Origin of the sequence: Acidovorax sp. CF316 (assembly GCF_000276605.1) — a bacterium.
Taxonomy (GTDB): Bacteria; Pseudomonadota; Gammaproteobacteria; order Burkholderiales; family Burkholderiaceae_C; genus Acidovorax.
In genome coordinates this window covers 1-21,456 of the sequence record NZ_AKJX01000108.1, presented here as the reverse complement: position 1 = coordinate 21,456, position 21,456 = coordinate 1, and the positions used below count along the sequence as shown (strand labels likewise).

Here is a 21,456-nt window from a genome sequence, read left to right as displayed (position 1 = left end):
ATAAGAACAACAGGAGACTTTCATGCTCTACCGCGAAAACGGCCAGTTCAAGACCAGCTACCGCGCCGACCAGCAGATCTTCCCGATCGCGCAGGACCGCATCGCCATCGGCCTCATCCTGGCCGTGGCCTTCATCGCCGTGCCCATGCTGGCCAGCGACTACCTCTTCCGCGCCATCCTCATACCCTTCGTCATCATGGCGCTGGCGGCCCTGGGGGTGAACATCCTCGTCGGCTACTGCGGGCAGATCTCGCTGGGCTCGGGCGCCTTCATGGCCGTAGGGGCCTACGGGGCCTACAACTTCTTCGTGCGCATCCCCGGCATGCCGCTGATTCCCACGCTGATCCTCGGCGGCCTGTGTGCCACGTTCTTCGGCATCCTGTTCGGGCTGCCCAGCCTGCGCGTCAAGGGCCTGTACCTGGCGGTGGCGACGCTGGCGGCGCAGTTCTTCAGCGACTGGATGTTCCTGCGCATCAAGTGGTTCACCAACAACTCCGATTCGGGCTCGGTCTCGGTGAACAGCCTGCAGGTCTTCGGCATGCCCATCGAAAGCGCCACCAGCAAGTACATCTTCTGCCTGGCGGTGCTGGTGGTGGTCGCGCTGCTGGCCAAGAACCTGGTGCGCGGCGCCATCGGCCGCGAATGGATGGCCATCCGCGACATGGACGTGGCAGCCGCCGTGATCGGCATCCGCCCGATGTACGCCAAGCTCAGCGCCTTCGCCGTCAGCTCCTTCATCATCGGCATGGCCGGTGCGCTGTGGGCCTTCGTGCACCTGGGTGCCTGGGAGCCGGCGGCCTTCTCGGTGGAGATCTCGTTTCGGCTGCTGTTCATGGTGATCATCGGCGGCCTGGGTTCCATCATGGGTGGCTTCTTCGGTGCGGCCTTCATCGTGGTGCTGCCCATCGTGCTCAACCAGTTCCTGCCGGCCTTGCTGGGCCTGTTCGGCATCACCATCTCCACGGCCGGCGTGTCGCACGCCGAGCTGATGATCTTCGGCGCGCTCATCGTGTGGTTCCTGATCGTGGAGCCCCATGGCCTGGCCAAGCTCTGGTCCACGGGCAAGCAGAAGCTGCGGCTGTGGCCCTTCCCGCACTGAGGACCGCGTCCGGCCCGCCCCCTCAGGAAACCCCTTACACGCAAGTCCTCATACCCTCTTTCCGCGTTGCCGTTAACTTGGTTTTTCCCGTGCTTCAACATATTCATCCAAAGGAGACATCCATGAAGCTTTCGAAACTCGTGATCGCCGCCACGGTGGTTGCTGCAGGTGCTTCGTCCATCGCGACGAGCGCCTTCGCGCAAGCCAAGGAGCAGTTCTTCCCGCTGCTGTCCTACCGCACCGGTCCCTACGCGCCCAACGGCGTGCCATGGGCCAACGGCAAGCAGGACTACATCAAGATGATCAACGCCCGGGACGGCGGCATCAACGGCGTGAAGCTCACCTTTGAAGAATGCGAGACCGGCTATGCCACCGACCGAGGCGTGGAATGCTATGAGCGCCTGAAGGGCAAGCCCGGCGTGGCGCTGTTCGACCCGCAGGCCACCGGCATCACCTTTGCGCTGACCGAGAAGGCGCCCGTGGACAAAATCCCGCTGATGACGCTGGGCTACGGCCTGTCGGTGGCGCAGGACGGCCAGGCCTTCAAGTGGAACTTCCCCTTCATGGGCAGCTACTGGACCGGCGCCGACATCCTGATCCAGCACATCGGCAAGGGCGCGGGCGGACTGGACAAGCTCAAGGGCAAGAAGATCGCGCTGGTTTACCACGACAGCCCGTTCGGCAAGGAACCCATCCCGCTGCTGCAGGAGCGCGCCAAGATGCATGGCTTCGAGCTGCAGATGCTGCCCGTGACCGCACCTGGCGTGGAGCAGAAGGCCACCTGGCTGCAGGTGCGCCAGAGCCGTCCCGACTACGTGCTGCTGTGGGGCTGGGGCGTGATGAACTCCACCGCCCTGAAGGAAGCCCAGGCCACCGGCTTTCCGCGCGACAAGCTCTATGGCGTGTGGTGGGCCGGTGCCGAACCCGACGTGCGCGACGTGGGTGAGGGCGCCAAGGGCTACCACGCCCTGGCCTTGAACGGCTACGGCACGCAAAGCAAGGTGATCCAGGACATCCTCAAGCATGTGCACGACAAGAGCCAGGGCACGGGCCCCAAGGACGAAGTGGGCTCGGTGCTGTACACGCGCGGCGTGATCATCCAGATGCTGGCGGTGGAGTCGGTGCGCCGCGCGCAGGAACGCTTCGGCAAGGGCAAGGTCATGACCGGCGAGCAAGTGCGCTGGGGCATGGAGAACCTGGCCCTGGACCAGAAGAAGCTCGACGCCATGGGATTCGGCGGCCTGATGCGCCCCCTGTCCACCAGCTGCGCCGACCACATGGGATCGACCTGGGCGCGCGTGCACTCCTGGGACGGCAGCAAGTGGAATTTCTCGTCCGACTGGTACCAGGCCGATGACCAGATCATCAAGCCCATGGTCAAGGCCGGTGCCGACAAATACCTGGGGGACAAGAAGATGACCCGCCGCGACGCCGCGGATTGCCAGTCCTGATGTGAATGGCGCGCAGGGCACAACGCCCTGCGGCCATCACCACGGTGCGGCTCCACCTGGAGCCGCCAGCCGACAGGCCTGCAGCGGACGCGATGCGTACGCCACCAGGCCTGCCGATTGGTCAACCGGTAACGACACATGGAACAAGCTACAAACATCGTTCTCAACGTCAATGGCATCGAGGTCATCTACAACCACGTGATTCTGGTGCTCAAGGGCGTCTCGCTACAGGTGCGCGAGGGCAGCATCGTCGCCATCCTGGGGGGCAACGGCGCGGGCAAGACAACCACGCTGCGGGCCGTCTCCAACCTGCTGCAGGGCGAGCGCGGCGCGGTCACCAAGGGGAGCATCGAACTGCGCGGCGAGCGCATCGAGAACCTCTCGCCGGCCGACCTCGTCAAGCGCGGCGTGGTGCAGGTCATGGAAGGCCGCCACTGCTTTGCCCACCTGACCATCGAGGAGAACCTGATGACGGGCTCCTACACCCGCTCCAGCAAGGCCGAGATCGCCGCCAACCTGGAGAAGGTCTACAACTACTTCCCACGCCTGAAGACGCGGCGCACCTCGCAAGCGGCCTACACCTCGGGCGGCGAGCAGCAGATGTGCGCCATCGGCCGTGCGCTGATGGCCAACCCCAGCATGGTGCTGCTCGACGAGCCTTCCATGGGCCTGGCGCCGCAGATCGTGGAAGAGGTGTTCAACATCGTCAAGGACCTGAACACCAAGGAGAAGGTGACCTTCCTGCTGGCTGAGCAGAACACCAACATGGCCCTGAAGTACGCCGACTATGGCTACATCATGGAAAGCGGCCGCGTGGTGATGGACGGGGCCGCCAGCGACCTGGCGAGCAACGAGGACGTCAAGGAGTTCTACCTGGGCGTGGGTGGCGGCGAGCGCAAGAGTTTCAAGGACGTGAAGAGCTACAAGCGGCGCAAGCGCTGGCTTGCTTGACACCACCCTGGCATTGACCGCACCCGAAAGCATTCCATGACCGCAGCCCACTACGACGCTCTTGAAACCCGCGATCCGCACGCACGCGAAGCGGCCCTGCTCGCGGCCCTGCCCGCCCAGGTAGCCCATGCCCAGAAGGCCTCGCCCGCCTTCGCCGGCATCCTGGCCGGGGTCGACGCCTCGGCGATCACCAGCCGCGCAGCCCTCGCGCAACTGCCCGTGACGCGCAAGCACGAGCTGCTCGAGCGCCAGCAGGCCGGCCGCGCCGGCAACGTCTTCGGTGGCTTCAGCGCCCTCGGCTTCGGCGCGGCCATGCCGCGCGTGTTTGCCAGCCCCGGTACCATCTATGAACCCGAAGGCACGCGGCGTGACTACTGGCGCATGGCGCGCGCCATCTTCAGCGCCGGCTTTCGCCCCGGCGAGCTGATCCACAACAGCTTCAGCTACCACTTCGTGCCCGCCGGCTCCATGATGGAGACCGGTGCCCACGCCCTGGGCTGCACGGTGTTTGCCGGCGGCACCGGCCAGACCGAGCAGCAGGTGCAGGCCATGGCCGAGCTGCGCCCCGCGGGTTACATCGGCACGCCGAGCTTCCTCAAGCTGATCGTCGAAAAGGCGACGGAGATGGGAGTCCCCCTGCCGACCGTCACCAAGGCGCTGGTCTCGGCCGAAGCCTTCCCGCCCTCGCTGCGCGACTGGTTCGCCGAGCGCGGCATTGCAGGCTACCAGTGCTATGCCACGGCCGATCTGGGACTGATTGCCTACGAGACCAGCGCGCGCGAAGGCCTGGTGCTCGACGAGGGGGTGATCGTGGAGATCGTGCGCCCCGGCACCGGCGACCCCGTGCCCGAGGGCGAGGTCGGCGAACTGGTGGTGACCACCCTGAACCCCGACTACCCGTTGGTGCGCTTTGGCACCGGCGACCTCTCGGCGGTGCTGCCCGGCACCTGCCCCACGGGCCGCACCAACAGCCGCATCAAGGGCTGGATGGGCCGCGCCGACCAGACCACCAAGGTGCGCGGCATGTTCGTGCACCCCGGACAGGTGGCCACCATTGCACGGCGCTTTCCACAGGTGCTGCGTGCGCGCCTGGTGGTCAGTGGCGAGATGGCCAACGACCAGATGCTGCTGCAGGTGGAGACCACCGAGACCGCCGAAGGCCTGGCCCAGCAGCTCGAAAGCGCCATCCGCGAGGTGACCAAGCTGCGCGGCGAGGTGCAGATGGTGCCGCCTGGCAGCCTGCCCAACGACGGACGGGTGATCGAGGACGCGCGCAGTTACCGCTGACGCGTCCGGCTTAATCCATTGGCCTCATGGGGGATTAATGGAGCAATCCATATTCCCCATATATAGACATATTCTGCAAATATGGAGAAGGCTTGGAGCGTATTTTCCCAGGCCCCTCTCCAAACCCCTGACCCAGGTCAATCCAAGGGAAAACGCTGCCCCTTTTCCGGGCCAGTGTTTACCCTTAAATTGCTATCCCATTGATAGCTGAACATGACGAAATACAGTGCGCTTGAGCCTTCTTTTGCTTAAAGCCACTACCCCCCGCATGGTACGTAATTCCCGCAATACTGGCGAAAGGGTCGCTGGATATCATGGCCCGTCTTTTACAGAGGAGCACTCATGAAAAAACTGATCCAACTCGCCCTTGTCGCCGCAGCGGCAGCAGCCGCCTTCGGCGCCGCAGCGCAGGAATATCCATCCAAGGACAAGACGGTCACCATCGTGGTGCCTTTCGCTGCCGGCGGCCCGACCGACCGCGTGGCGCGTGACCTGGCCGAAGCCCTGCGCAAACCGCTGGGCGCCAACGTGGTGGTGGACAACACCGCCGGCGCCGGCAGCTCCATCGGTGCCGCCCGCGTCGCCCGCGCCGCACCCGACGGCTACACCCTGCTGCTCAACCACATCGGCATGTCCACCATGCCTGCGCTGTACCGCAAGCTGGCCTTCAGCGTGCCCAACGACTTCGAGTACCTGGGCATGGTCAACGACGTGCCCATGACGCTGATCGCGCGCCCCACCATGGCCGCCAACAACTACAAGGAACTGTCGGCCTGGCTCGCCCAGAACAAGGGCAAGATCAACCTGGGCAATGCCGGCCTGGGCTCTGCCTCGCACCTGTGCGGCCTGATGTTCCAGAGCGCCGTGCAGATCGACATGACCCCCGTCCCCTACAAGGGCACGGCACCGGCCATCACCGACCTGATCGGCGGCCAGATCGACCTGCTGTGCGACCAGACCACCAACACCTCGGGACAGATCGAAGCCAAGAAGGTCAAGGCCTACGCCGTGACGACCCAGAAGCGCCTGACCACGCCTTTGCTCAAGGACCTGCCCACCCTGGCCGAGTCGGGCCTGAAGAACTTCGAAGTGACCATCTGGCACGGCCTGTACGGTCCCAAGGGCACGCCACCTGACGTCGCCAAGAAGATCAACGACGCTCTGAAGGTCGCCCTGAAGGACCCCGACTTCATCAAGAAGCAGGAAGGCCTGGGCGCCGTGGTCGTGACCGACAAGCGCGTCGAACCCGCCGAGCACAAGAAGTTCGTGGTGGCCGAGATCGACAAGTGGACTGCCGTGATCAAGGCGGCCGGCACCTACGCCGACTGATCGCCCGGAACCCGCGCGCTGCGCAAGCCACCACGCCCCCAGGGCCTGGTGGCTTTTTTTGCGCCCGGGTGGCCGAGCACCCAGCCTGATTTCCACCAGCATCGCACGCATTCCACGCCCCCGTCTTCGGGTAATCCATCTGCCCGGAGCGCGCGCGCCCGCGTAGAACTGCAGGCATACACCCGGCTCTTCAAGAAAGCATTTCCATGGCACAGCACGCCCGCAACACCCACCCCGCGATCGCCGCGAAAACCCGCGCCCGCAGCCGCCGCAAGTTTATTGCCATGGCGTTCACCCTGAGCGCGCTGGGCGCGCTGGCCGTGGCCACCGCCAGCGCCTTGCTGCTGCCCCGGTCCGCCCACGCACAGCAACCGGGCGCAGCACCTGCCGGCGGCGCATGGCCCAACAAGCCGGTGCGCATCGTCGTGCCGTTTGCGCCCGGTGGCACCACCGACATCCTGGCCCGCGCGCTCACGCCCGACCTGTCGCGCGTCTTCGGCCAGCAGTTCGTGGTGGACAACCGCGCGGGCGCCGGCGGCAACGTGGGCGCCGAGATCGTGGCCAAGGCCCCGGCCGACGGCTATACCTTGCTCATGGGCACGGTGGGCACGCACGGCATCAACCGCGCGCTGTACGCCAAGCTGCCCTACGACCCGATCAAGGATTTCGCGCCCATCACCCTGGTGGCCGCCGTGCCCAACGTGATGGTGATGAACATGGACAAGGCCAAGTCCCTGGGCATCGCCAATGTGCAGGATTTCATCCGCGCCGCCAAGGCCAACCCCGGCAAGTTCAACATGGCATCGAGCGGCAACGGCACCTCCATCCATCTGGCGGGCGAACTGTTCAAGAGCATGACCGGCACCTTCATGCTGCACCTGCCCTACCGCGGCTCCGGCCCCGCGCTGCTGGACCTGGTGGGCGGCAACGCCGACGTGATGTTCGACAACCTGCCCTCCTCCATGGCCCAGATCAAGGCCGGCAAGCTCACCGCCCTGGCCGTGACCAGCAGCCAGCGCTCCGGCGCGCTGCCCGAAGTGCCCACGGTGGAACAGGCCGGCGGCCCCACGCTCAAGGGCTACGAGGCCAGCTCCTGGTTCGGCCTGCTGGCCCCCGCCGGCACCCCGCCCGACATCGTGAACCGCATCCAGCAGGAAGTCGCCAAGTCCCTGGCCTCACCCGCGATGAAGGAGCGCCTGATGGCCCAGGGAGCGATCCCCGGCGGCAACACACCGGCCGAGTTCGCCCGGCACATCGACGCCGAGCACAAGAAGTGGGCGCAGGTGGTGAAGGCGTCGGGGGCGAAGGTCGACTAACGCTTCCAGCCTGCGCGGCAAGGCGCGGAACCGTCAGGCCATGGGCTGGCGGATGACCGTCTTCCACTTCTCGGGCGCGGCCTTGCGGATGTCGCTCAGGTAGATCTCATGGTGCTTTCCCGCCCGTGAGGCCCGCGCATCGATGAAGCCGTGGACCCGCTCGATGGTGGGCCCCTCCTCTGTGAAGGGACCGAGGTGCAGCACCTGCGCGCACCGCCCTTCGGCAAACTCCTCCAGGCGCATGCGCTCCACGCCCGGCAGGGCCTTCTTGCGCCGGACCTCTTCCATGGCCCGGGCAATGACCTCAGGTGTGGCAAAGGAAGGCTGCATGACCATCATCGTCCACTTCCACCGGGCGCGGTCATTGGCGACGAACGCCGACATGTCATCCGCCCACCACAGGCCTTCCAGCGGCATCACCGCGTAGTCGATGGCCTGCGCACCCTTCTTGACCATGAACTTGGCGGTGTAGGAGACGGCAAACAAGGCTTCCACGGCCTGCGCATAGGGCATGGAGCCGGTCGGGTCGCCCGCTCCATCGACCATCAGGAACCGGAACACGGGGACTTCGACCTCGACCACGCTGCGGGCCGAGGGCTGGTACAGGTGCTTGAGATCCTTCTTCAGGTCTATCTTGTCCACAGGCTTCCCCGGGTCAGGTCAAGCCATGGTCACACGCCCCAGACCACGTCTGCCTGCTCCGCCGCGCTCTTGCGCAGCATCTCGATGAACGGCGCTGCGCGCTGGCGCAGCTTCACCGTCTCGGCACGGCCACCAGGTTCTTCTTCGTCCTCGGCGTCCTGGCCCTCCTGCACCGGCGGCTGGGCCTCGCTGGCCTTCACCGCCGCCTCGAGCGCTGCAATCGCGCCAGGGATCTGCGCCGCGGTCACGATGCCGTTGGCACCCGGCGTCTTGCCGATGATCTCCAGGATCTGGCGGCCCTGGGGTTCCAGCATGATCAGGTCGGCGGCGGCTTTGGACTTGAATTTGTAGAGCATGGTGTGCAGATGTCCTCTCAAGTGGCAGTGTTCTCTTTGTACATGTAGTCCCGGGTGAACGGGTAGTCCGATTGTGCGCCGGGTGGTCTGCCCCTTGCCGCATCCCCGTCGGGCCTCGTGGCCAGCATCTGGTGCAGGGCCATCCAGCCTCGCTCGAAGCCGAGGGCGCTTCCAGCGAGGTACAGGCGGTACGCACGCAGCACCTTATCGCACTGCGCGTCGCCCCCTTGTGCGGCCAGCACCTCGCGCGCCGCAGGCAACCTTGCCTCCAGCCTGTCGGACCAGGCCCACAGGGTGCGCGCATAGTGCGGGCGCAGGTTCTCGGTGTCCACCATTTCCAGGCCGGCGCGTGCCATGTCCGCCAGCACCACGCTCACGTGCAGCAGTTCGCCGCCAGGAAAGATGTATTCCTCGATGAAGTCACCCATGCCGGCGCCCAGCTGGGTGTTGTCCACCGCACCGGCGGTGATGCCATGGTTGAGCAGCAGGCCGCCCGGCCGCAGCAGGCGGTGCACCGTGGCGAAATAGCGGCCCATCTGCGCGCGCCCCACATGCTCGAACATACCGACCGAGGCAATCTTGTCGAAGGGCACCGCAGCCTCCAGCTCGCGGTAGTCGCGCAGCTCCATGCGCACGCGGCCCTGCAGGCCGCGTTCTGCAATCAGGCGCTGAACGTGCGCGTGCTGGTGGCGTGAGAGGGTGATGCCCGTGGCATCCACACTATAGTGCTCGGCCGCCCACAGCAGCAGGCCGCCCCAGCCGGCACCGATGTCCAGGAAGCGCTCGCCGGGCGCCAGGCGCAGCTTGCGGCAGATATGGTCGAGCTTGGCCCGCTGCGCCTGGTCCAGGTCCATGCCGGCTCCGCGGTAGTAGGCACAGGAGTACACGCGCCGCTCGTCCAGCCAGAGCGCATAGAAATCGTCGGACAAGTCGTAGTGGAAACGCACGTGCCGCGCGTCGTGTCCCCGAGTGTGCGCGGCCATGGAGCGGGCGCGCGCCAGCGCGCGGTGCCACCAGTGGTGCCGTTGTCCGTGTGCCGGGTCGCGGGTCAGCAGGCCGGCGGCAGCGGCCATCAGGTCGCGCATGCCGCCTTCGAGCGCCACGCGGCCCTCGACGATGGCAGCGCCGACGTTGCCGATCTCGCCCGTGGCCAGGGCGACCAGGGCCATGCGGTCCCTGAACCGCAGGATGACGGCAGGCTTGCTGGCGCCCAGTTGCCGGCCTGCTGGCAGCTGGACCGCCATGGGCACGGGCAAGGCCGCCAGCCGCCCTTCCAGGGCGTGCAGCAGGTGCTTCATGCCGGTTATTTTTGGCCTTGTGCTGCAGTGCGTCAACACCCTGTCCCAGCGGAAACCACCGCTCAGGCGTTTTTCCGGGATGGCCCCATTGACAGTATTTTGTTTAAGCCTAAACTATTTTCCCATGAACATACTTTGCATTGGCGGCGGCCCCGCAGGTCTGTATTTCGCCCTGCTCATGAAGCAGCAGAATCCGGCACACCGCGTGACGGTGCTCGAGCGCAACCGACCGTTCGATACCTTCGGCTGGGGCGTGGTGCTCTCGGACCAGACGCTGGCCAACCTGCAGGCGGCTGATGCCGCCACGGCGCGCCAGATCGGCGATGCGTTCAACCACTGGGACGACATCGAGGTGTTCTTCAAGGGGCAGAGCGTGCGCTCGGGCGGCCACGGCTTCTGCGGCATCGGCCGCAAGCGGCTGCTCAACATCCTGCAGGACCGCTGCCTGGCGGTGGGCGTGGAGCTGGTGTTCGAGGCCGACGTACAGGACGACCAGGAAGCCGCCGCGAAGCACGGCGCCGACCTGGTGATTGCCAGCGATGGCCTGAACAGCCGCATCCGCACCCGCTACGCCGCCACCTACCAGCCCGACATCGACCTGCGCCAGTGCCGCTTCGTCTGGCTGGGCACGCACAAAAAGTTCGACGCTTTTACCTTTGCTTTCGAGCAGACGGAGCACGGCTGGTTCCAGGCCCATGCCTACCAGTTCGACGCCGACACCTCCACCTTCATCGTGGAAACGCCCGAAGCCGTGTGGAGGGCCCATGGCCTGGACCAGATGGAGCAGCCCGAGGCGATTGCCTTCTGCGAGCGCCTGTTCGGCAAGTACCTCGATGGCAACGCCCTCATCAGCAATGCCACGCACCTGCGCGGCTCGGCCAACTGGATCCGCTTTCCGCGCGTGATCTGCAACACCTGGGTGCACCGCGAGACCATCGCCGGCAAGGCCGTGCCCATCGTGCTGATGGGCGACGCAGCGCACACAGCGCATTTCTCCATCGGAAGCGGCACCAAGCTCGCGCTCGAGGACGCCATCGACCTGGCCAACGAGTTCGCCACCGGCCTGCCTGTCGATGAGGTGCTGCAGCACTACGAGGCCCGCCGCAGTGTCGAGGTGCTCAAGATCCAGAACGCAGCACGCAACTCCACCGAGTGGTTCGAGAACGTGACGCGCTACACCGGCATGCAGGTGGAGCAGTTCGCGTACTCGCTGCTCACGCGCAGCCAGCGCATCAGCCATGAGAACCTGCGCCTGCGCGATGCGCAGTGGCTCGAAGGCTACGAGGGCTGGCTGGCCGGCGGCAAGACCGCAGTGCCGCCCATGCTCACGCCGTTCACCGTGCGCGGCCTCACGCTCAAGAACCGCATTGTCGTCTCGCCCATGGCCACCTACAGCGCGGTCGACGGCGTGCCGCAGGACTTCTTGCTGGTGCACCTGGGAGCGCGCGCCCTGGGCGGCGCGGCCATGGTGATGGTGGAGATGACCAGCCCCACACCCGAAGGCCGCATCACCCCCGGCTGCACGGGGCTGTGGAACGACGACCAGCAGGCCGCCTTCACGCGCATCGTGCAGTTTGTGCACGGCAGCAGCAGCGCGAAGATCGGCATGCAGCTGGGCCACAGCGGGCCCAAGGGCTCGACCCGCGTGGGCTGGGAAGGCACGGACGAGCCGCTCGCACAGGGCAACTGGCCGCTGCTGGCCGCCAGCCCCCTGGCCTATGGCGAGCAGAACCAGACCCCTGCGGCCATGACCCGCGAGGGCATGGACGCGATGACCGCGGCCTTCACCGACAGCGCGCGCCGCGCCGCCGCCTGCGGCTTCGATTGGCTGGAGCTGCACTGCGCGCATGGCTACCTGCTGGCCAGCTTCATCAGCCCCATCACCAACCAGCGCAGCGACGACTACGGCGGCAGCCTGGCCAACCGCTGCCGCTACCCGCTGGAAGTGTTCGCCGCGCTGCGCGCCGTGTGGCCGGCCGACAGGCCCATGAGCGTGCGCATCTCGGCGCACGACTGGGCGCCCGGTGGTACCACGCCCGACGATGCCATCGAGATCGCGCGCCTGTTCAAGGCCGCGGGCTGCGACCTGATCGACGTGTCCTCCGGCCAGACCACGCGCACCGCCAGGCCCATCTACGGCCGCATGTACCAGACACCGTTTTCCGACCGCATCCGCAACGAGGTGGGCATCGCCACCATGGCCGTGGGCGCGATCAGCGAGGCCGACCATGCCAACAGCATCATCGCCGCCGGCCGCGCCGACCTCTGCGCGATCGCCCGCCCGCACCTGGCCGACCCGGCCTGGACGCTGCACGCCGCGGCCCAGCTGAGCCCCGTGGCCGCCGCACACACCGACTGGCCCGTGCAGTACTGGAGCGGCCGCGACCAGATGCTGCGCGAGATCGGCAAGCAAAAGCAGGTGCAGGCCGCGCTGGAAGCGCAGCAGAAGCGCGGCTCCAATGAGGAAGAGGGCTAGGCCATGGACCTCGAAGCCCGACTGCACGGCGCCGCGCCGAGCGAACACCCTGAGGCCCTGCGCCTGTGGCTGCGCATGCTGACCTGCACCCAACTGATTGAAAAGCAGGTGCGCGCCGGCCTGCGCGAGCGCTTCGACACCACGCTGCCACGCTTCGACCTCATGGCGCAGCTCGAGCGCTCGCCCGAGGGCCTGAAGATGAAGGACCTGTCGCGCCGCATGATGGTCACGAGCGGCAACGTCACCGGTATCACCGACCAGCTCGTGGCCGAAGGCCTGGTGGAGCGCGTAGAGGTCGAGGGCGACCGCCGCGCCTACTGCGTGCGCCTGACGCCCCAGGGCCGCGCCCAGTTCAACGAGATGGCGCGCCAGCACGAGCAGTGGATCGTCGAGGCCTTCGCCTCGCTGGGCGAGCGCGACATCGCCACCCTGCACCGGCTGCTGGGCAAGGTCAAGGAACACACGCAACAACACCCTGTGGAGACAACAGAATGAAGCACAACATCGGCGCAGGCAACCCCATGCGCGCACAGTTCGAACCCAAGGCCCCGTACACGGCGCAGCACTTCGCCTGGAGCTTTGCCGACGGCGTGGGCACCGTCACGCTGAACCGGCCCGAGCGCAAGAACCCGCTGACCTTCCAGAGCTATGCGGAGCTGCGCGACTTCTTCTACGCGCTGCGCTTTGCCACCGACGTGAAGTGCGTGGTGGTCACGGGCGCGGGCGGCAATTTCTGCTCGGGCGGCGACGTGCACGAGATCATCGGCCCGCTGACCGGCATGACCATGCCCGAGCTGCTCGAATTCACGCGCATGACGGGCGACCTGGTCAAGGCCATGCGCGCCTGCCCGCAGCCCATCCTGGGCGCCATCGACGGCATCTGCGCTGGTGCGGGCGCCATGATGGCGCTGGCCTGCGACATGCGCTACGGCACGGCAGCGGCCAAGACGGCCTTCCTGTTCACCCGCGTGGGCTTGGCTGGCGCCGACATGGGCGCCTGCGCGCTGCTGCCGCGCCTCATCGGCCAGGGCCGCGCCTCGGAACTGCTGTTCACCGGCCGCTCCATGACGGCGCAGGAAGGCCTGGCCTGGGGCTTCTTCAACGACCTGTACGAACCGGCCGACCTGCTGGCCCAGGTGCAGGAAACCGCGCGCGCTCTGGCCAGCGGCCCGACCTTCGCCCACGGCATGACCAAGACCATGCTCGGCCAGGAATGGGCCATGACCATCGACCAGGCCATCGAGGCCGAGGCCCAGGCCCAGGCCATCTGCATGCAGACGCAGGACTTCCGCCGCGCCTACGAGGCCTTCGCGGCCAAGCAGAAACCTGTGTTCCAGGGGGACTGACGCCATGCACATCGCCACCCCACCGGCGCCCTGCCCCCCCTCCACGGCGCACCTGGACCTGCCCTTCTTCGACGACGCGCACCGCGAACTGGCGCACGGCCTGGTGCCCTGGGCCGCTGCCCAGGACGTGGACGAAACCGACGACCGCGCCGCCTGCCGCGACTGGGTACAGCGCCTGGGCGCTGGCGGCTGGCTGCGCTACTGCGTGCCAGCCGCGCACGGCGGCGCCCTGCCTGCGCTGGATTCGCGCGCGCTGGTGCTGCTGCGCGAGACCCTGGCCTACCACTCGCCGCTGGCCGACTTCGCATTTGCCATGCAGGGCCTGGGCAGCGGCGCCATCACCCTGGCGGGCAGCGCCGCGCAGCAGGCGCATTACCTGCAGGGCGTGGCCAGCGGCCAATTGATCGCGGCCTTCGCGCTGAGCGAGCCCCAGGCCGGATCGGACGTGGGCGCCATGCGCACCACGGCGCTGCCCGCCGCGGGCGGCGCCTATGCCCTCAACGGCAGCAAGACCTGGATCAGCAACGGCGGTATCGCCGACTTCTACTGCGTGTTCGCCAAGACCGAGCCGGACGGCGGCACGCGCGGCATCAGCGCCTTCATCGTGGATGCCACGGCCAAGGGCCTGGACACGTCGCAGCACATCCACGTGATGGCGCCGCACCCGCTGGCCACGCTGGCCTTCACGGATTGCCAGGTGCCGGCCACGGCCCTGCTGGGCGAGTTGAACGGCGGCTTCAAGCTGGCCATGCGCACCCTCGACATCTTCCGCGCCTCGGTGGCCGCCGCCGCCCTGGGCATGGCCCGGCGCGCGCTGGCCGAGGCCGTGCACCATGCGCGCCAGCGCCGCATGTTCGGCCAGACGCTGGCCGATTTCCAGCTCACGCAGGCGCGCATCGGCGAGATGGCGGCGCTGGTGGACAGCGCGGCGCTGCTCACCTACCGCGCCGCCTGGCTGCGCGACGAAGGCGAAAAGCGCGGCGGTACGCGGGTCACCGCAGAGGCGGCCATGGCCAAGATGAGCGCCACCGAGAACGCCCAGCGCGTGATCGACATGGCGCTGCAGCTGCACGGCGGGCGCGGCGTGGAAGTGGGCAGCAAGGTGGAGAGCCTGTACCGCGACATCCGCTCGCTGCGCATCTACGAGGGCGCGACCGAAGTGCAGCAGCTCATCATCGGCAAGGCCGCCCTGCAGGCGTCCTGAACCTCCATCGAAGAGGAGCATTCCCATGGCCCACCCCAGCGCCCAGCCCGACCATTTCGTGCACGACCGCCTGCCGCCAGCGCAGGCCCTGCCCACGCTGCGCTACGGCGCACCGGAGCTGCAGATCCCCGACCAGGCCAACCTGGTGCAGGCCCTGTTCGACCAGGCCGAACGCGCCGGCCACGGCGACCGGCCCCTGCTGCGTGGCCCGCAGCGCAGCTACACCTACCGCGAGGCACGTACCGAGGCCGCGCGCATTGCCGAGCTGCTCACGAAAGAGCATGGCCTGGTGCCCGGCAACCGCGTGCTGCTGCGCGGCGGCAACACGGTGGAGATGGCGCTGGCCTGGCTGGGCGTGGTGCATGCCGGCCTCGTCGCGGTGGCCACCATGCCGCTGCTGCGTGCGGTGGAATTGGGCAGCATCATCGAGCGGTCCCAGCCCACGCTGGCGCTGTGCGATGGCCGGCTGCTGGCCGAGCTGCAGGCGGCGCAGGCGGATCACCCGGCGCTCGCGGCCATCGTCCCCTTCCACACCGCGCCCGATGCAGGCGACCTGCTGACGCGCGCGCAGGCCCTGCCGGGCAACCAGCCGGCCTGCCCGACCGCGGCCGACGACGTGGCGCTGATGGCCTTCACCTCGGGCACCACGGGCGCACCCAAGGCCGCCGTGCACACGCACCGCGACGTGCTGGCCGCCTGCGAGGCCTGGCCGCGCCATGTGCTGCGCGCCCGGCCCGAGGACATCGTGGCGGGCTCGCCGCCGCTGGCCTTCACCTTCGGCCTGGGCGGGCTGCTGGTGTTCCCGATGTGGGCCGGGGCCAGCGTCTACTTCCCCGACCAGCCCTACACGCCCGAGACCATGGTGCGCCTGATGCGCGAGGCCGGCGTGACCATCTGCTACACCGCGCCCACCTTCTACCGCCAGATGGCGCCCTTTGCACGCCAGCTGGGCCTGCCCACGCTGCGCACTAGCGTGAGCGCGGGCGAGGCCCTGCCCGACGCCACGCGCCAGCTGTGGAAGGAGGCCACGGGCATCGACATGACCGACGGCATCGGCGCCACCGAAATGTTCCACATCTTCATCTCGGCCGCGGGCGGCGAGAGCCGAGCCGGCGCCATCGGCAAGGTGGTGCCGGGCTACGAGGCCAAGGTGGTGGACGGCCAGGGCCAAGAACTGCCGCGCGGCACGGTGGGCAAGCTCGCCGTGGTCGGCCCCACGGGCTGCCGCTACCTCGACGACCCGCGCCAGGCCAAGTACGTGAAGGACGGCTGGAACTACCCGGGCGACGCCTTCGTGCAGGACGCGGACGGCTACTTCTTCTACCAGGCGCGCGATGACGACATGATCATCACCGCGGGCTACAACGTCGGCGGACCCGAGGTCGAGGACGCTCTGCTGCGCCATCCGGCCGTGGCCGAGTGCGCCGTGATCGGCGTACCCGACGAGGAGCGCGGCATGGTGGTCAAGGCCTTCTGCGTGCTCAAGCCCGGCCACACGGGCGACGCCGCCATGGCCAAGGCCCTGCAGGACCACGTGAAGGCCACCATCGCGCCGTTCAAGTACCCGCGCCTGGTGGAATTCGCCACCTCGCTGCCGCGCACCGAGACTGGCAAACTCCAGCGCTTTCGGCTGCGCCAGCGCGAAGCCGCAGCAGCGTCCGCCGCTGCCAACCCGACCACCAAGACACCATGAACACCCACTTGCAACCCCCTGGCTGGGTCACCCCCAAAGGCTACGCCAACGGCGTGGCCGCGCGCGGCACGATGATCTTCACCGGCGGCCAGATCGGCTGGAATGCAGCGCAGCAGTTCGAGAGCGATGACTTCATCGCCCAGACGCGCCAGACCCTGCTCAACGTGCGCGCCGTGCTCGAAGCCGGCGGCGCCGGCCCCGAGCACCTGGTGCGCCTGACCTGGTACGTGGTGGACCGCAACGAGTACAACGCCCGCTTGAAGGAACTGGGCGTGGTCTACCGCGAGGTGCTGGGCAAGCACTTCCCGGCCATGGCCTGCGTGCAGGTGGCCGGCCTGATGGAAGAGCGCGCCAAGATCGAGATCGAAGCGACCGCCGTCATCCCGGACGCCTGAACCCGCGGCCATTTCCCAACGCCGTGCCGCGGCAGAGTCGGCATGCACACTCTCCATGAATTCGCTATGACAAAATGGAATAGCGAACCAACATGGAGGAGAACGCATGCAATCCACGACACCACGTCCCCATCGACTCCTGGCCGTCGGCCTGGCCACCACCCTGCTGCTGGCCCTGGCGGCCTGCGGCGGCAGCGACGAGGGGCCGTCCATCCGCGTCCAGGGGGCGGTGGACAGGGCCGGCAACTACGACACCGCCGCACTGCAACGCCAGACGGCCGTCACGCAGTCGGTCACGTTCACGAGCGGCAGCGGAGCGCAGTCGCGCACCTACACGGGCGCCACGCTGTGGTCGGTGCTGAGCGGTGCAGGCATCACCCTCGACGCCAGCCGTAAGAACGATGGCCTGAACCGCTATGTGCTGGCCACGGGCAGTGACGGCTACCGCGTGGCCTTCGGCATGGGCGAGATCAACCCCGAATTCGGCAACAAGGCCAGCCTGGTGGCCTATGCCGAAACGCAAAGCGGCACCTCGGGCCCGCTGACCAGCGCCGATGGCCCCTTCCGCGTGACGGCGCCCGGTGACGTCAAGGGCGGGCGCTATGTCTCCAACCTCGTGCGGCTGGAGGTGCGGCCCTCGGGCTCCACGGCAGTGGCCGCGGGTGGCGGCGTGTCCGGCAGTTTGGCGGTGTCCGGCGCAGTGACCAAGCCCGTGAGTTTCGACCTGGCCGCATTGCAGGCCCTGCCGGCCAGCACGGTCACGGTGGCGGGCACCACCTATACCGGCGTGAACCTGTGGACGCTGCTGAACGGCAGCACCGGCCTGAAGACCGACGCCACGGCCAAGAACCCCACGCTGGCCATGGTGGCCGTGGCCACCGGCAGCGATGGCTACAAGGCCCTGGTGTCACTGGGCGAGATCGACCCCGGATTTGGCGCCAAGGGCGCCCTGGTCGCCTATGCCGCCAATGGAGAAGGCCTGGGCGCCAACGGGATGGCGCGGCTGATCGTGCCCGGCGAGGTCAAGCAGAGCCGCTCGGTCTCGAACCTCAGCCACATCGAGGTCATCACCGCAGCGCCTTGAAGCCCATCAGCGGACAGGCGCGCCGCCTGAGGGTACTGAGGCCCCACGGCGCGCCCAGCGCGCCTGGATGGCCTTGCCGTAGAGGATGAACACCAGCGCCGCACCGATCAGCGGCAGCGCGGCATACACCCAGCCCGTGAGCAGCTCGCCGCCCAGCGCCACGCCCACCAGCAGGGCGACGGCGGGGTTCACGAAGGAGTAGCTGCCGGCCAGCGCAGCCGAGGTGTTCTGCAGCAGCCACAGGTAGGCGTTGAGCGCCACCAGCGTGCCGAAGAACAGCAGGTACACCCAGGCCGCCCAGGACTTGGCGCTGACTTGGCCCAGCGCGCTCACGGGCTCGAAGCACAGCGCCACCACCAGGCCCATGGCCCCGCCCGTGAACCACTGCGCGGCCGAGGCCATGGCCGGTGCGGGCAGGGACAGGCGGCGCGATGCGTAGGAGCCGATGCTCCAGCACAGCGGCGCGCCAAAGGCCAGCAGCGCGCCCAGCCAGGTGGCCGAGAAGTCGCCCTCCATCGCCAGCAGCAGCGCCCCAATCACGCCCAGGGCCAGCCCGATCCAGCTGGTGGCGGGCACGCGCTCGCCGCCCCAGCGCGACCACAGGGCCAGCCACATCGGCATGGTAGTGACCACCGTGGCCATGAGGCCCGAGCCGATGCCCATCTTCTGCGCAAAGCCCATGAGGTTCATCGCCAGGAACACCATGCAGCCGCCGACCACGGCCGAGTTGCGCCACTGCACGGCCGTGGGCAGGGCATGGCCCTGCCACAGCGCCACCGCCAGCATGATGGCCCCGGCACAAAGGAAACGGATGGCATTCATCAGCAGCGGCGGCATGGTCTGCACCGCGATGCCGATGGCGAAATAGGTGGTGCCCCAGACGATGTACACCAGCAGCAAGGCGATGGCGATAGCCCACACACGGCGGTTACCTGCTTGCGCATTGAAAAATGTCGGCATATTCTTCACCTGACCGGAAAATTTATGGAAATCACAGGGATTTCGGAATTTTTACCAAATTCATGCGCTTATGCAAGCAAATATTCAGACAGATGAGATAGACGCCAGAATTATTTCTGCCTTGGGCACCGATGGCCGACGTTCATACGCCGACGTCGGGGCCGAAGTGGGCCTGTCGACGGCGGCTGTGCATGAGCGGGTGAAGAAGATGCTGGACAAGGGCGTGATCCGCCGCTTCTCGATCAGCGTGGACCACGAGCGCGTGGGGCTGAACTTCACGGCCTTCGTCGCCATCCGCAACGATGGCGGCATCCACTGCCGCGACGTGGCGCCACGCCTGCGCGCCATGCCCCAGGTGGAGGAATTGCACAGCGTGGCCGGCGAGTACGACTTCCTGGCCAAGATCCGCACCACGCATGCGCGCGCGCTGGAGGATGTGATCTACGAGATCAAGGCGATTGCCGGCGTGGCCCGCACCACCAGCACCGTGGTGCTCAACACCGAGTTCGAGGACCGGCCGCTGGACTTGAACTGGATGAACGACAAGGCAGGCTGACTCTTCAGATGGCGATGCCCACCGCGGCGTTATGCACAGCGCGCACAAGGCTGTAGACCGTGAGGGCCGAGGTCTTGGGGTTGGCAGCCAACGGCAGGTTCTCCATCTGCAGTTCCAGCCGACCGAAGGCGCCGCGCGCGATGACGGCGTGCACGTTGCGGGTGACGCCCGGGTCGGCCACCAGCTCCACCTGGGTGCGATCCAGCCCCAGACCCGCCAACGACACCGTGGCCGCTACGTTGGCATTCTTCGGGAACTGCCGTGCCGCTTCGCGCGCGCTGCCGCGAAAGATGACCTGCGGTGCCACCAGGCGGGCCAGGTCGAAGGCCTGCTCGGCCGGCGTGCCCGCCCAGCTCAGCGGCGGCTTGCGCCCCACGTAGGTCACCTCGTCGAGCCCGCCGAAGCGCGCCGCTGCCAATGCGTCGATGGCGCCGATGGCACCGGACACCAGCTGCAGCCGGGTTCCGCCCTCCTGCGCGGCAGCCTCCAGCCGCGTCAGCAGGTCTGCGTCGTGCAATGCGCCCACCGAGGCCATGGCGCAGGGGATGCCGGCCTGCAGTGCGGGCACCACATGGGCCAGCACCGCCGCATGGCCCGCGCATTCGACGACGAGATCGGGGCGCTGCACCGGCCCGAGATCCAGCGTGCTGGCCACGCGCACCTGCGGCGCGAGCGCCGCGCAAGCCGCCTGGGCGGCCGCGAGGGAAGCCGGGGACACGATGACCTGCGCCAGGTGCACACGGTCATCGCCCGCCAGTTCCTGCGCCAGGGCCTGGCCGATGGCACCAAAGCCGACCACGGCAAGCCGCAGCGGTGAACGGTGCCCTGTCATGCGGCCGTACCGGGGAAATGTGCCCCACAGCGCGCATGCCAGCTGCGCCAGTCGCGGCCCGGGTGCACCTCGCCGCAGTGCGCGCAGGTGCGTTCGGCCGGTGCCGAATCGTAGAACGCGGTGTAGGTGCGCGGCAGATCCTCGACGATGCTCGTGAGCTGCAGCTCGCTGCGCACCACCAGGCCGCCGCAGGCGGCGCAGTACCACTCGAAGGCGTCGATCGAGCCCACCGGCCGGTTGCGCTCCACCACCGTGCACAGGCTGCCCGGCTCGGGCCGCTGGGGCGAGTGGCGCACGTGCGCGGGCAACAGGAAGATGTCGCCCTCGCGCAGGTGCACGCGCTCGAACTTGCCGCGGTCGGCGATCAGCAGCGAGGCATTGCCCTTGAACTGGTGGAAGTACTCCTCGTAGGGGTCGTCGTGGAAGTCGGTGCGCTCGTTGGGGCCGCCCACCACGGTGCAGACCAGGTCGGCGTTCTTCCAGATCTGCTGGTTGCCCACGGGCGGCTGCAGGCGCGCGCTGTGGGCATCGAGCCACTGCTGGAAGTTCAGGGGCTTGCTGTAGTGATCGTAGGCCAGATCGGCCGGTTGGTAGGGCATGGGAACACTCACTTTCGAGACAGGGAAAACCACCGCGCCAGCAGGCGCTGCAGCCTGTGCCACGGGGAAGGAGGAGGCAGGTGACCGGCAGGCACGCCCAGCACCCGGGCGAAGCGCTCGAAGAACTCTTCGCTGAGCTTGCGCGAGCTGGCCTCGACCAGCCGGTTGCCGAACTGCGCCAGGCGCCCGCTGAGTTGCACCTGCACCCACCAGTGCAGCACCGTGCCGCCGTCGCCGGTGGGCTCGAAGCGCACACGCGCCGTGCCCTGGCCGCTGCCCAGGGCGCCGGCCTGGCCCACGAAGACCATGGTCAGCGCGCGCGGCGGCTGCAGGTCGCGCAGTGTGACCTCGCTCTTGAAACGCACCGACAACGGGCCCAGGCCGACCTTGACCGTGGCCTCGTAGTCGGTGGCGCTGCGCTGCACCAGCGCTTCGCAGCCGGGGATGCTGGCCTGCAGGTTCTGTGCATCGAGGATGGCCTGCCAGACCTGGGCCGGCGGCGCCGCCAACGCCTGGCGGCCGCCGAAGCCGTCCTTGGGCACGGCTTCGGGGTCTGGCGTGGCAGGGGCCTGCCGAACCGCC

General features: G+C 67.8%; 21 protein-coding genes. 14 read left to right on the top strand and 7 right to left on the bottom strand.

Features of this window, described 5'->3' with window-relative positions; all coding sequences use genetic code 11:
* The first annotated feature begins 22 nt into the window (after positions 1-22).
* From PMI14_RS11515 to PMI14_RS11490, 6 genes are all read left to right on the top strand, one after another.
* Positions 23-1,099 carry a branched-chain amino acid ABC transporter permease gene (locus PMI14_RS11515; protein WP_007854332.1) on the top strand — a complete coding sequence of 359 codons (1,077 nt, stop codon included), beginning with the start codon at positions 23-25 and terminating at the stop codon, positions 1,097-1,099.
* Between the two features lie 122 nt (positions 1,100-1,221).
* Positions 1,222-2,550 carry an ABC transporter substrate-binding protein gene (locus PMI14_RS11510; protein ID WP_007854329.1) on the top strand — a complete coding sequence of 443 codons (1,329 nt, stop codon included), beginning with the start codon at positions 1,222-1,224 and terminating at the stop codon, positions 2,548-2,550.
* A gap of 138 nt (positions 2,551-2,688) precedes the next feature.
* The gene (locus tag PMI14_RS11505; RefSeq protein WP_007854326.1) at positions 2,689-3,501 is read left to right on the top strand and encodes an ABC transporter ATP-binding protein; all 813 of its coding nucleotides are present in this window, start codon (positions 2,689-2,691) and stop codon (positions 3,499-3,501) included.
* 36 nt (positions 3,502-3,537) lie between these two features.
* The gene (locus PMI14_RS11500) at positions 3,538-4,788 is read left to right on the top strand and encodes a phenylacetate--CoA ligase family protein (protein WP_007854323.1); all 1,251 of its coding nucleotides are present in this window, start codon (positions 3,538-3,540) and stop codon (positions 4,786-4,788) included.
* A gap of 342 nt (positions 4,789-5,130) precedes the next feature.
* Positions 5,131-6,117, top strand: a complete 987-nt coding sequence (locus PMI14_RS11495) for a tripartite tricarboxylate transporter substrate-binding protein (protein ID WP_007854321.1) — start codon at positions 5,131-5,133, stop codon at positions 6,115-6,117.
* Positions 6,118-6,323: 206 nt separating this feature from the next.
* Positions 6,324-7,433, top strand: coding sequence for a tripartite tricarboxylate transporter substrate binding protein (locus tag PMI14_RS11490; RefSeq protein WP_007854318.1), 1,110 nt, complete (start codon positions 6,324-6,326; stop codon positions 7,431-7,433).
* Positions 7,434-7,466: 33 nt separating this feature from the next.
* Here the strand turns inward: PMI14_RS11490 and PMI14_RS11485 are convergent, their stop codons facing one another.
* From PMI14_RS11485 to PMI14_RS11475, 3 genes are read right to left on the bottom strand one after another with little or no spacing between them, the layout of a single operon-like run.
* Positions 7,467-8,075 carry a GyrI-like domain-containing protein gene (locus PMI14_RS11485; protein ID WP_007854316.1) on the bottom strand — a complete coding sequence of 203 codons (609 nt, stop codon included), beginning with the start codon at positions 8,073-8,075 and terminating at the stop codon, positions 7,467-7,469.
* Positions 8,076-8,104: 29 nt separating this feature from the next.
* The gene (locus tag PMI14_RS11480; RefSeq protein WP_007854314.1) at positions 8,105-8,431 is read right to left on the bottom strand and encodes a DUF1840 domain-containing protein; all 327 of its coding nucleotides are present in this window, start codon (positions 8,429-8,431) and stop codon (positions 8,105-8,107) included.
* 17 nt (positions 8,432-8,448) lie between these two features.
* Positions 8,449-9,729, bottom strand: a complete 1,281-nt coding sequence (locus tag PMI14_RS11475) for a cyclopropane-fatty-acyl-phospholipid synthase family protein (protein WP_007854312.1) — start codon at positions 9,727-9,729, stop codon at positions 8,449-8,451.
* Positions 9,730-9,853: 124 nt separating this feature from the next.
* Between PMI14_RS11475 and PMI14_RS11470 the strand changes: the two genes are divergently transcribed.
* The 7 genes from PMI14_RS11470 (at position 9,854) to PMI14_RS11440 (ending at position 17,927) form a co-directional block, all read left to right on the top strand.
* On the top strand, positions 9,854-12,205 hold the full coding sequence (locus tag PMI14_RS11470; protein ID WP_007854311.1) for a bifunctional salicylyl-CoA 5-hydroxylase/oxidoreductase: 2,352 nt from the start codon (positions 9,854-9,856) through the stop codon (positions 12,203-12,205).
* Between the two features lie 3 nt (positions 12,206-12,208).
* The gene (locus tag PMI14_RS11465; protein WP_007854309.1) at positions 12,209-12,700 is read left to right on the top strand and encodes a MarR family winged helix-turn-helix transcriptional regulator; all 492 of its coding nucleotides are present in this window, start codon (positions 12,209-12,211) and stop codon (positions 12,698-12,700) included.
* Positions 12,697-13,551, top strand: a complete 855-nt coding sequence (locus PMI14_RS11460; RefSeq protein ID WP_007854306.1) for an enoyl-CoA hydratase family protein — start codon at positions 12,697-12,699, stop codon at positions 13,549-13,551. The genes PMI14_RS11465 and PMI14_RS11460 overlap by 4 nt, the downstream gene beginning before the upstream one ends.
* 4 nt (positions 13,552-13,555) lie before the next feature.
* Positions 13,556-14,755 (top strand): acyl-CoA dehydrogenase family protein, encoded by a 1,200-nt coding sequence (locus PMI14_RS11455; protein WP_007854305.1) that lies wholly within the window; start codon positions 13,556-13,558, stop codon positions 14,753-14,755.
* Between the two features lie 25 nt (positions 14,756-14,780).
* The gene (locus tag PMI14_RS11450) at positions 14,781-16,448 is read left to right on the top strand and encodes an AMP-binding protein (RefSeq protein WP_007854303.1); all 1,668 of its coding nucleotides are present in this window, start codon (positions 14,781-14,783) and stop codon (positions 16,446-16,448) included.
* Positions 16,445-16,843, top strand: a complete 399-nt coding sequence (locus tag PMI14_RS11445; protein WP_007854301.1) for a RidA family protein — start codon at positions 16,445-16,447, stop codon at positions 16,841-16,843. The genes PMI14_RS11450 and PMI14_RS11445 overlap by 4 nt, the downstream gene beginning before the upstream one ends.
* A gap of 106 nt (positions 16,844-16,949) precedes the next feature.
* Entirely contained in the window at positions 16,950-17,927 is a 978-nt protein-coding gene (locus tag PMI14_RS11440; RefSeq protein WP_007854299.1) for a hypothetical protein, read from the top strand.
* A 6-nt stretch (positions 17,928-17,933) separates the two neighbouring features.
* Here PMI14_RS11440 and PMI14_RS11435 read toward each other — a convergent pair whose 3' ends face one another.
* Positions 17,934-18,887, bottom strand: a complete 954-nt coding sequence (locus PMI14_RS11435) for an EamA family transporter (protein WP_007854297.1) — start codon at positions 18,885-18,887, stop codon at positions 17,934-17,936.
* Between the two features lie 70 nt (positions 18,888-18,957).
* Between PMI14_RS11435 and PMI14_RS11430 the strand changes: the two genes are divergently transcribed.
* Positions 18,958-19,443 (top strand): Lrp/AsnC family transcriptional regulator, encoded by a 486-nt coding sequence (locus PMI14_RS11430; RefSeq protein ID WP_007854292.1) that lies wholly within the window; start codon positions 18,958-18,960, stop codon positions 19,441-19,443.
* Between the two features lie 4 nt (positions 19,444-19,447).
* Here the strand turns inward: PMI14_RS11430 and PMI14_RS11425 are convergent, their stop codons facing one another.
* From PMI14_RS11425 to PMI14_RS11415, 3 genes are all read right to left on the bottom strand, one after another.
* Complete coding sequence (locus PMI14_RS11425) at positions 19,448-20,275, bottom strand: aspartate dehydrogenase (protein ID WP_007854290.1); 828 nt, start codon at positions 20,273-20,275, stop codon at positions 19,448-19,450.
* On the bottom strand, positions 20,272-20,874 hold the full coding sequence (locus tag PMI14_RS11420) for a 3-hydroxyanthranilate 3,4-dioxygenase (protein ID WP_007854288.1): 603 nt from the start codon (positions 20,872-20,874) through the stop codon (positions 20,272-20,274). The genes PMI14_RS11425 and PMI14_RS11420 overlap by 4 nt, the downstream gene beginning before the upstream one ends.
* 8 nt (positions 20,875-20,882) lie before the next feature.
* Positions 20,883-21,456, bottom strand: a 574-nt coding sequence (locus PMI14_RS11415) for a CoxG family protein (RefSeq protein ID WP_007854287.1), incomplete at its 5' end; no start/stop codon positions are given.

What these genes read in the sequence shown, in the direction of transcription:
- PMI14_RS11515 (WP_007854332.1), top strand. Translation starts at nt 23, where the DNA reads ATGCTCTACCGCGAAAACGGCCAGTTCAAGACCAGCTACCGCGCCGAC.
- PMI14_RS11510 (WP_007854329.1), top strand. Translation starts at nt 1,222, where the DNA reads ATGAAGCTTTCGAAACTCGTGATCGCCGCCACGGTGGTTGCTGCAGGT.
- PMI14_RS11505 (WP_007854326.1), top strand. Translation starts at nt 2,689, where the DNA reads ATGGAACAAGCTACAAACATCGTTCTCAACGTCAATGGCATCGAGGTC.
- PMI14_RS11500 (WP_007854323.1), top strand. Translation starts at nt 3,538, where the DNA reads ATGACCGCAGCCCACTACGACGCTCTTGAAACCCGCGATCCGCACGCA.
- PMI14_RS11495 (WP_007854321.1), top strand. Translation starts at nt 5,131, where the DNA reads ATGAAAAAACTGATCCAACTCGCCCTTGTCGCCGCAGCGGCAGCAGCC.
- PMI14_RS11490 (WP_007854318.1), top strand. Translation starts at nt 6,324, where the DNA reads ATGGCACAGCACGCCCGCAACACCCACCCCGCGATCGCCGCGAAAACC.
- PMI14_RS11480 (WP_007854314.1), bottom strand. Translation starts at nt 8,431, where the DNA reads ATGCTCTACAAATTCAAGTCCAAAGCCGCCGCCGACCTGATCATGCTG.
- PMI14_RS11475 (WP_007854312.1), bottom strand. Translation starts at nt 9,729, where the DNA reads ATGAAGCACCTGCTGCACGCCCTGGAAGGGCGGCTGGCGGCCTTGCCC.
- PMI14_RS11470 (WP_007854311.1), top strand. Translation starts at nt 9,854, where the DNA reads ATGAACATACTTTGCATTGGCGGCGGCCCCGCAGGTCTGTATTTCGCC.
- PMI14_RS11465 (WP_007854309.1), top strand. Translation starts at nt 12,209, where the DNA reads ATGGACCTCGAAGCCCGACTGCACGGCGCCGCGCCGAGCGAACACCCT.
- PMI14_RS11460 (WP_007854306.1), top strand. Translation starts at nt 12,697, where the DNA reads ATGAAGCACAACATCGGCGCAGGCAACCCCATGCGCGCACAGTTCGAA.
- PMI14_RS11455 (WP_007854305.1), top strand. Translation starts at nt 13,556, where the DNA reads ATGCACATCGCCACCCCACCGGCGCCCTGCCCCCCCTCCACGGCGCAC.
- PMI14_RS11450 (WP_007854303.1), top strand. Translation starts at nt 14,781, where the DNA reads ATGGCCCACCCCAGCGCCCAGCCCGACCATTTCGTGCACGACCGCCTG.
- PMI14_RS11445 (WP_007854301.1), top strand. Translation starts at nt 16,445, where the DNA reads ATGAACACCCACTTGCAACCCCCTGGCTGGGTCACCCCCAAAGGCTAC.
- PMI14_RS11440 (WP_007854299.1), top strand. Translation starts at nt 16,950, where the DNA reads ATGCAATCCACGACACCACGTCCCCATCGACTCCTGGCCGTCGGCCTG.
- PMI14_RS11435 (WP_007854297.1), bottom strand. Translation starts at nt 18,887, where the DNA reads ATGCCGACATTTTTCAATGCGCAAGCAGGTAACCGCCGTGTGTGGGCT.
- PMI14_RS11430 (WP_007854292.1), top strand. Translation starts at nt 18,958, where the DNA reads ATGCAAGCAAATATTCAGACAGATGAGATAGACGCCAGAATTATTTCT.
- PMI14_RS11425 (WP_007854290.1), bottom strand. Translation starts at nt 20,275, where the DNA reads ATGACAGGGCACCGTTCACCGCTGCGGCTTGCCGTGGTCGGCTTTGGT.
- PMI14_RS11420 (WP_007854288.1), bottom strand. Translation starts at nt 20,874, where the DNA reads ATGCCCTACCAACCGGCCGATCTGGCCTACGATCACTACAGCAAGCCC.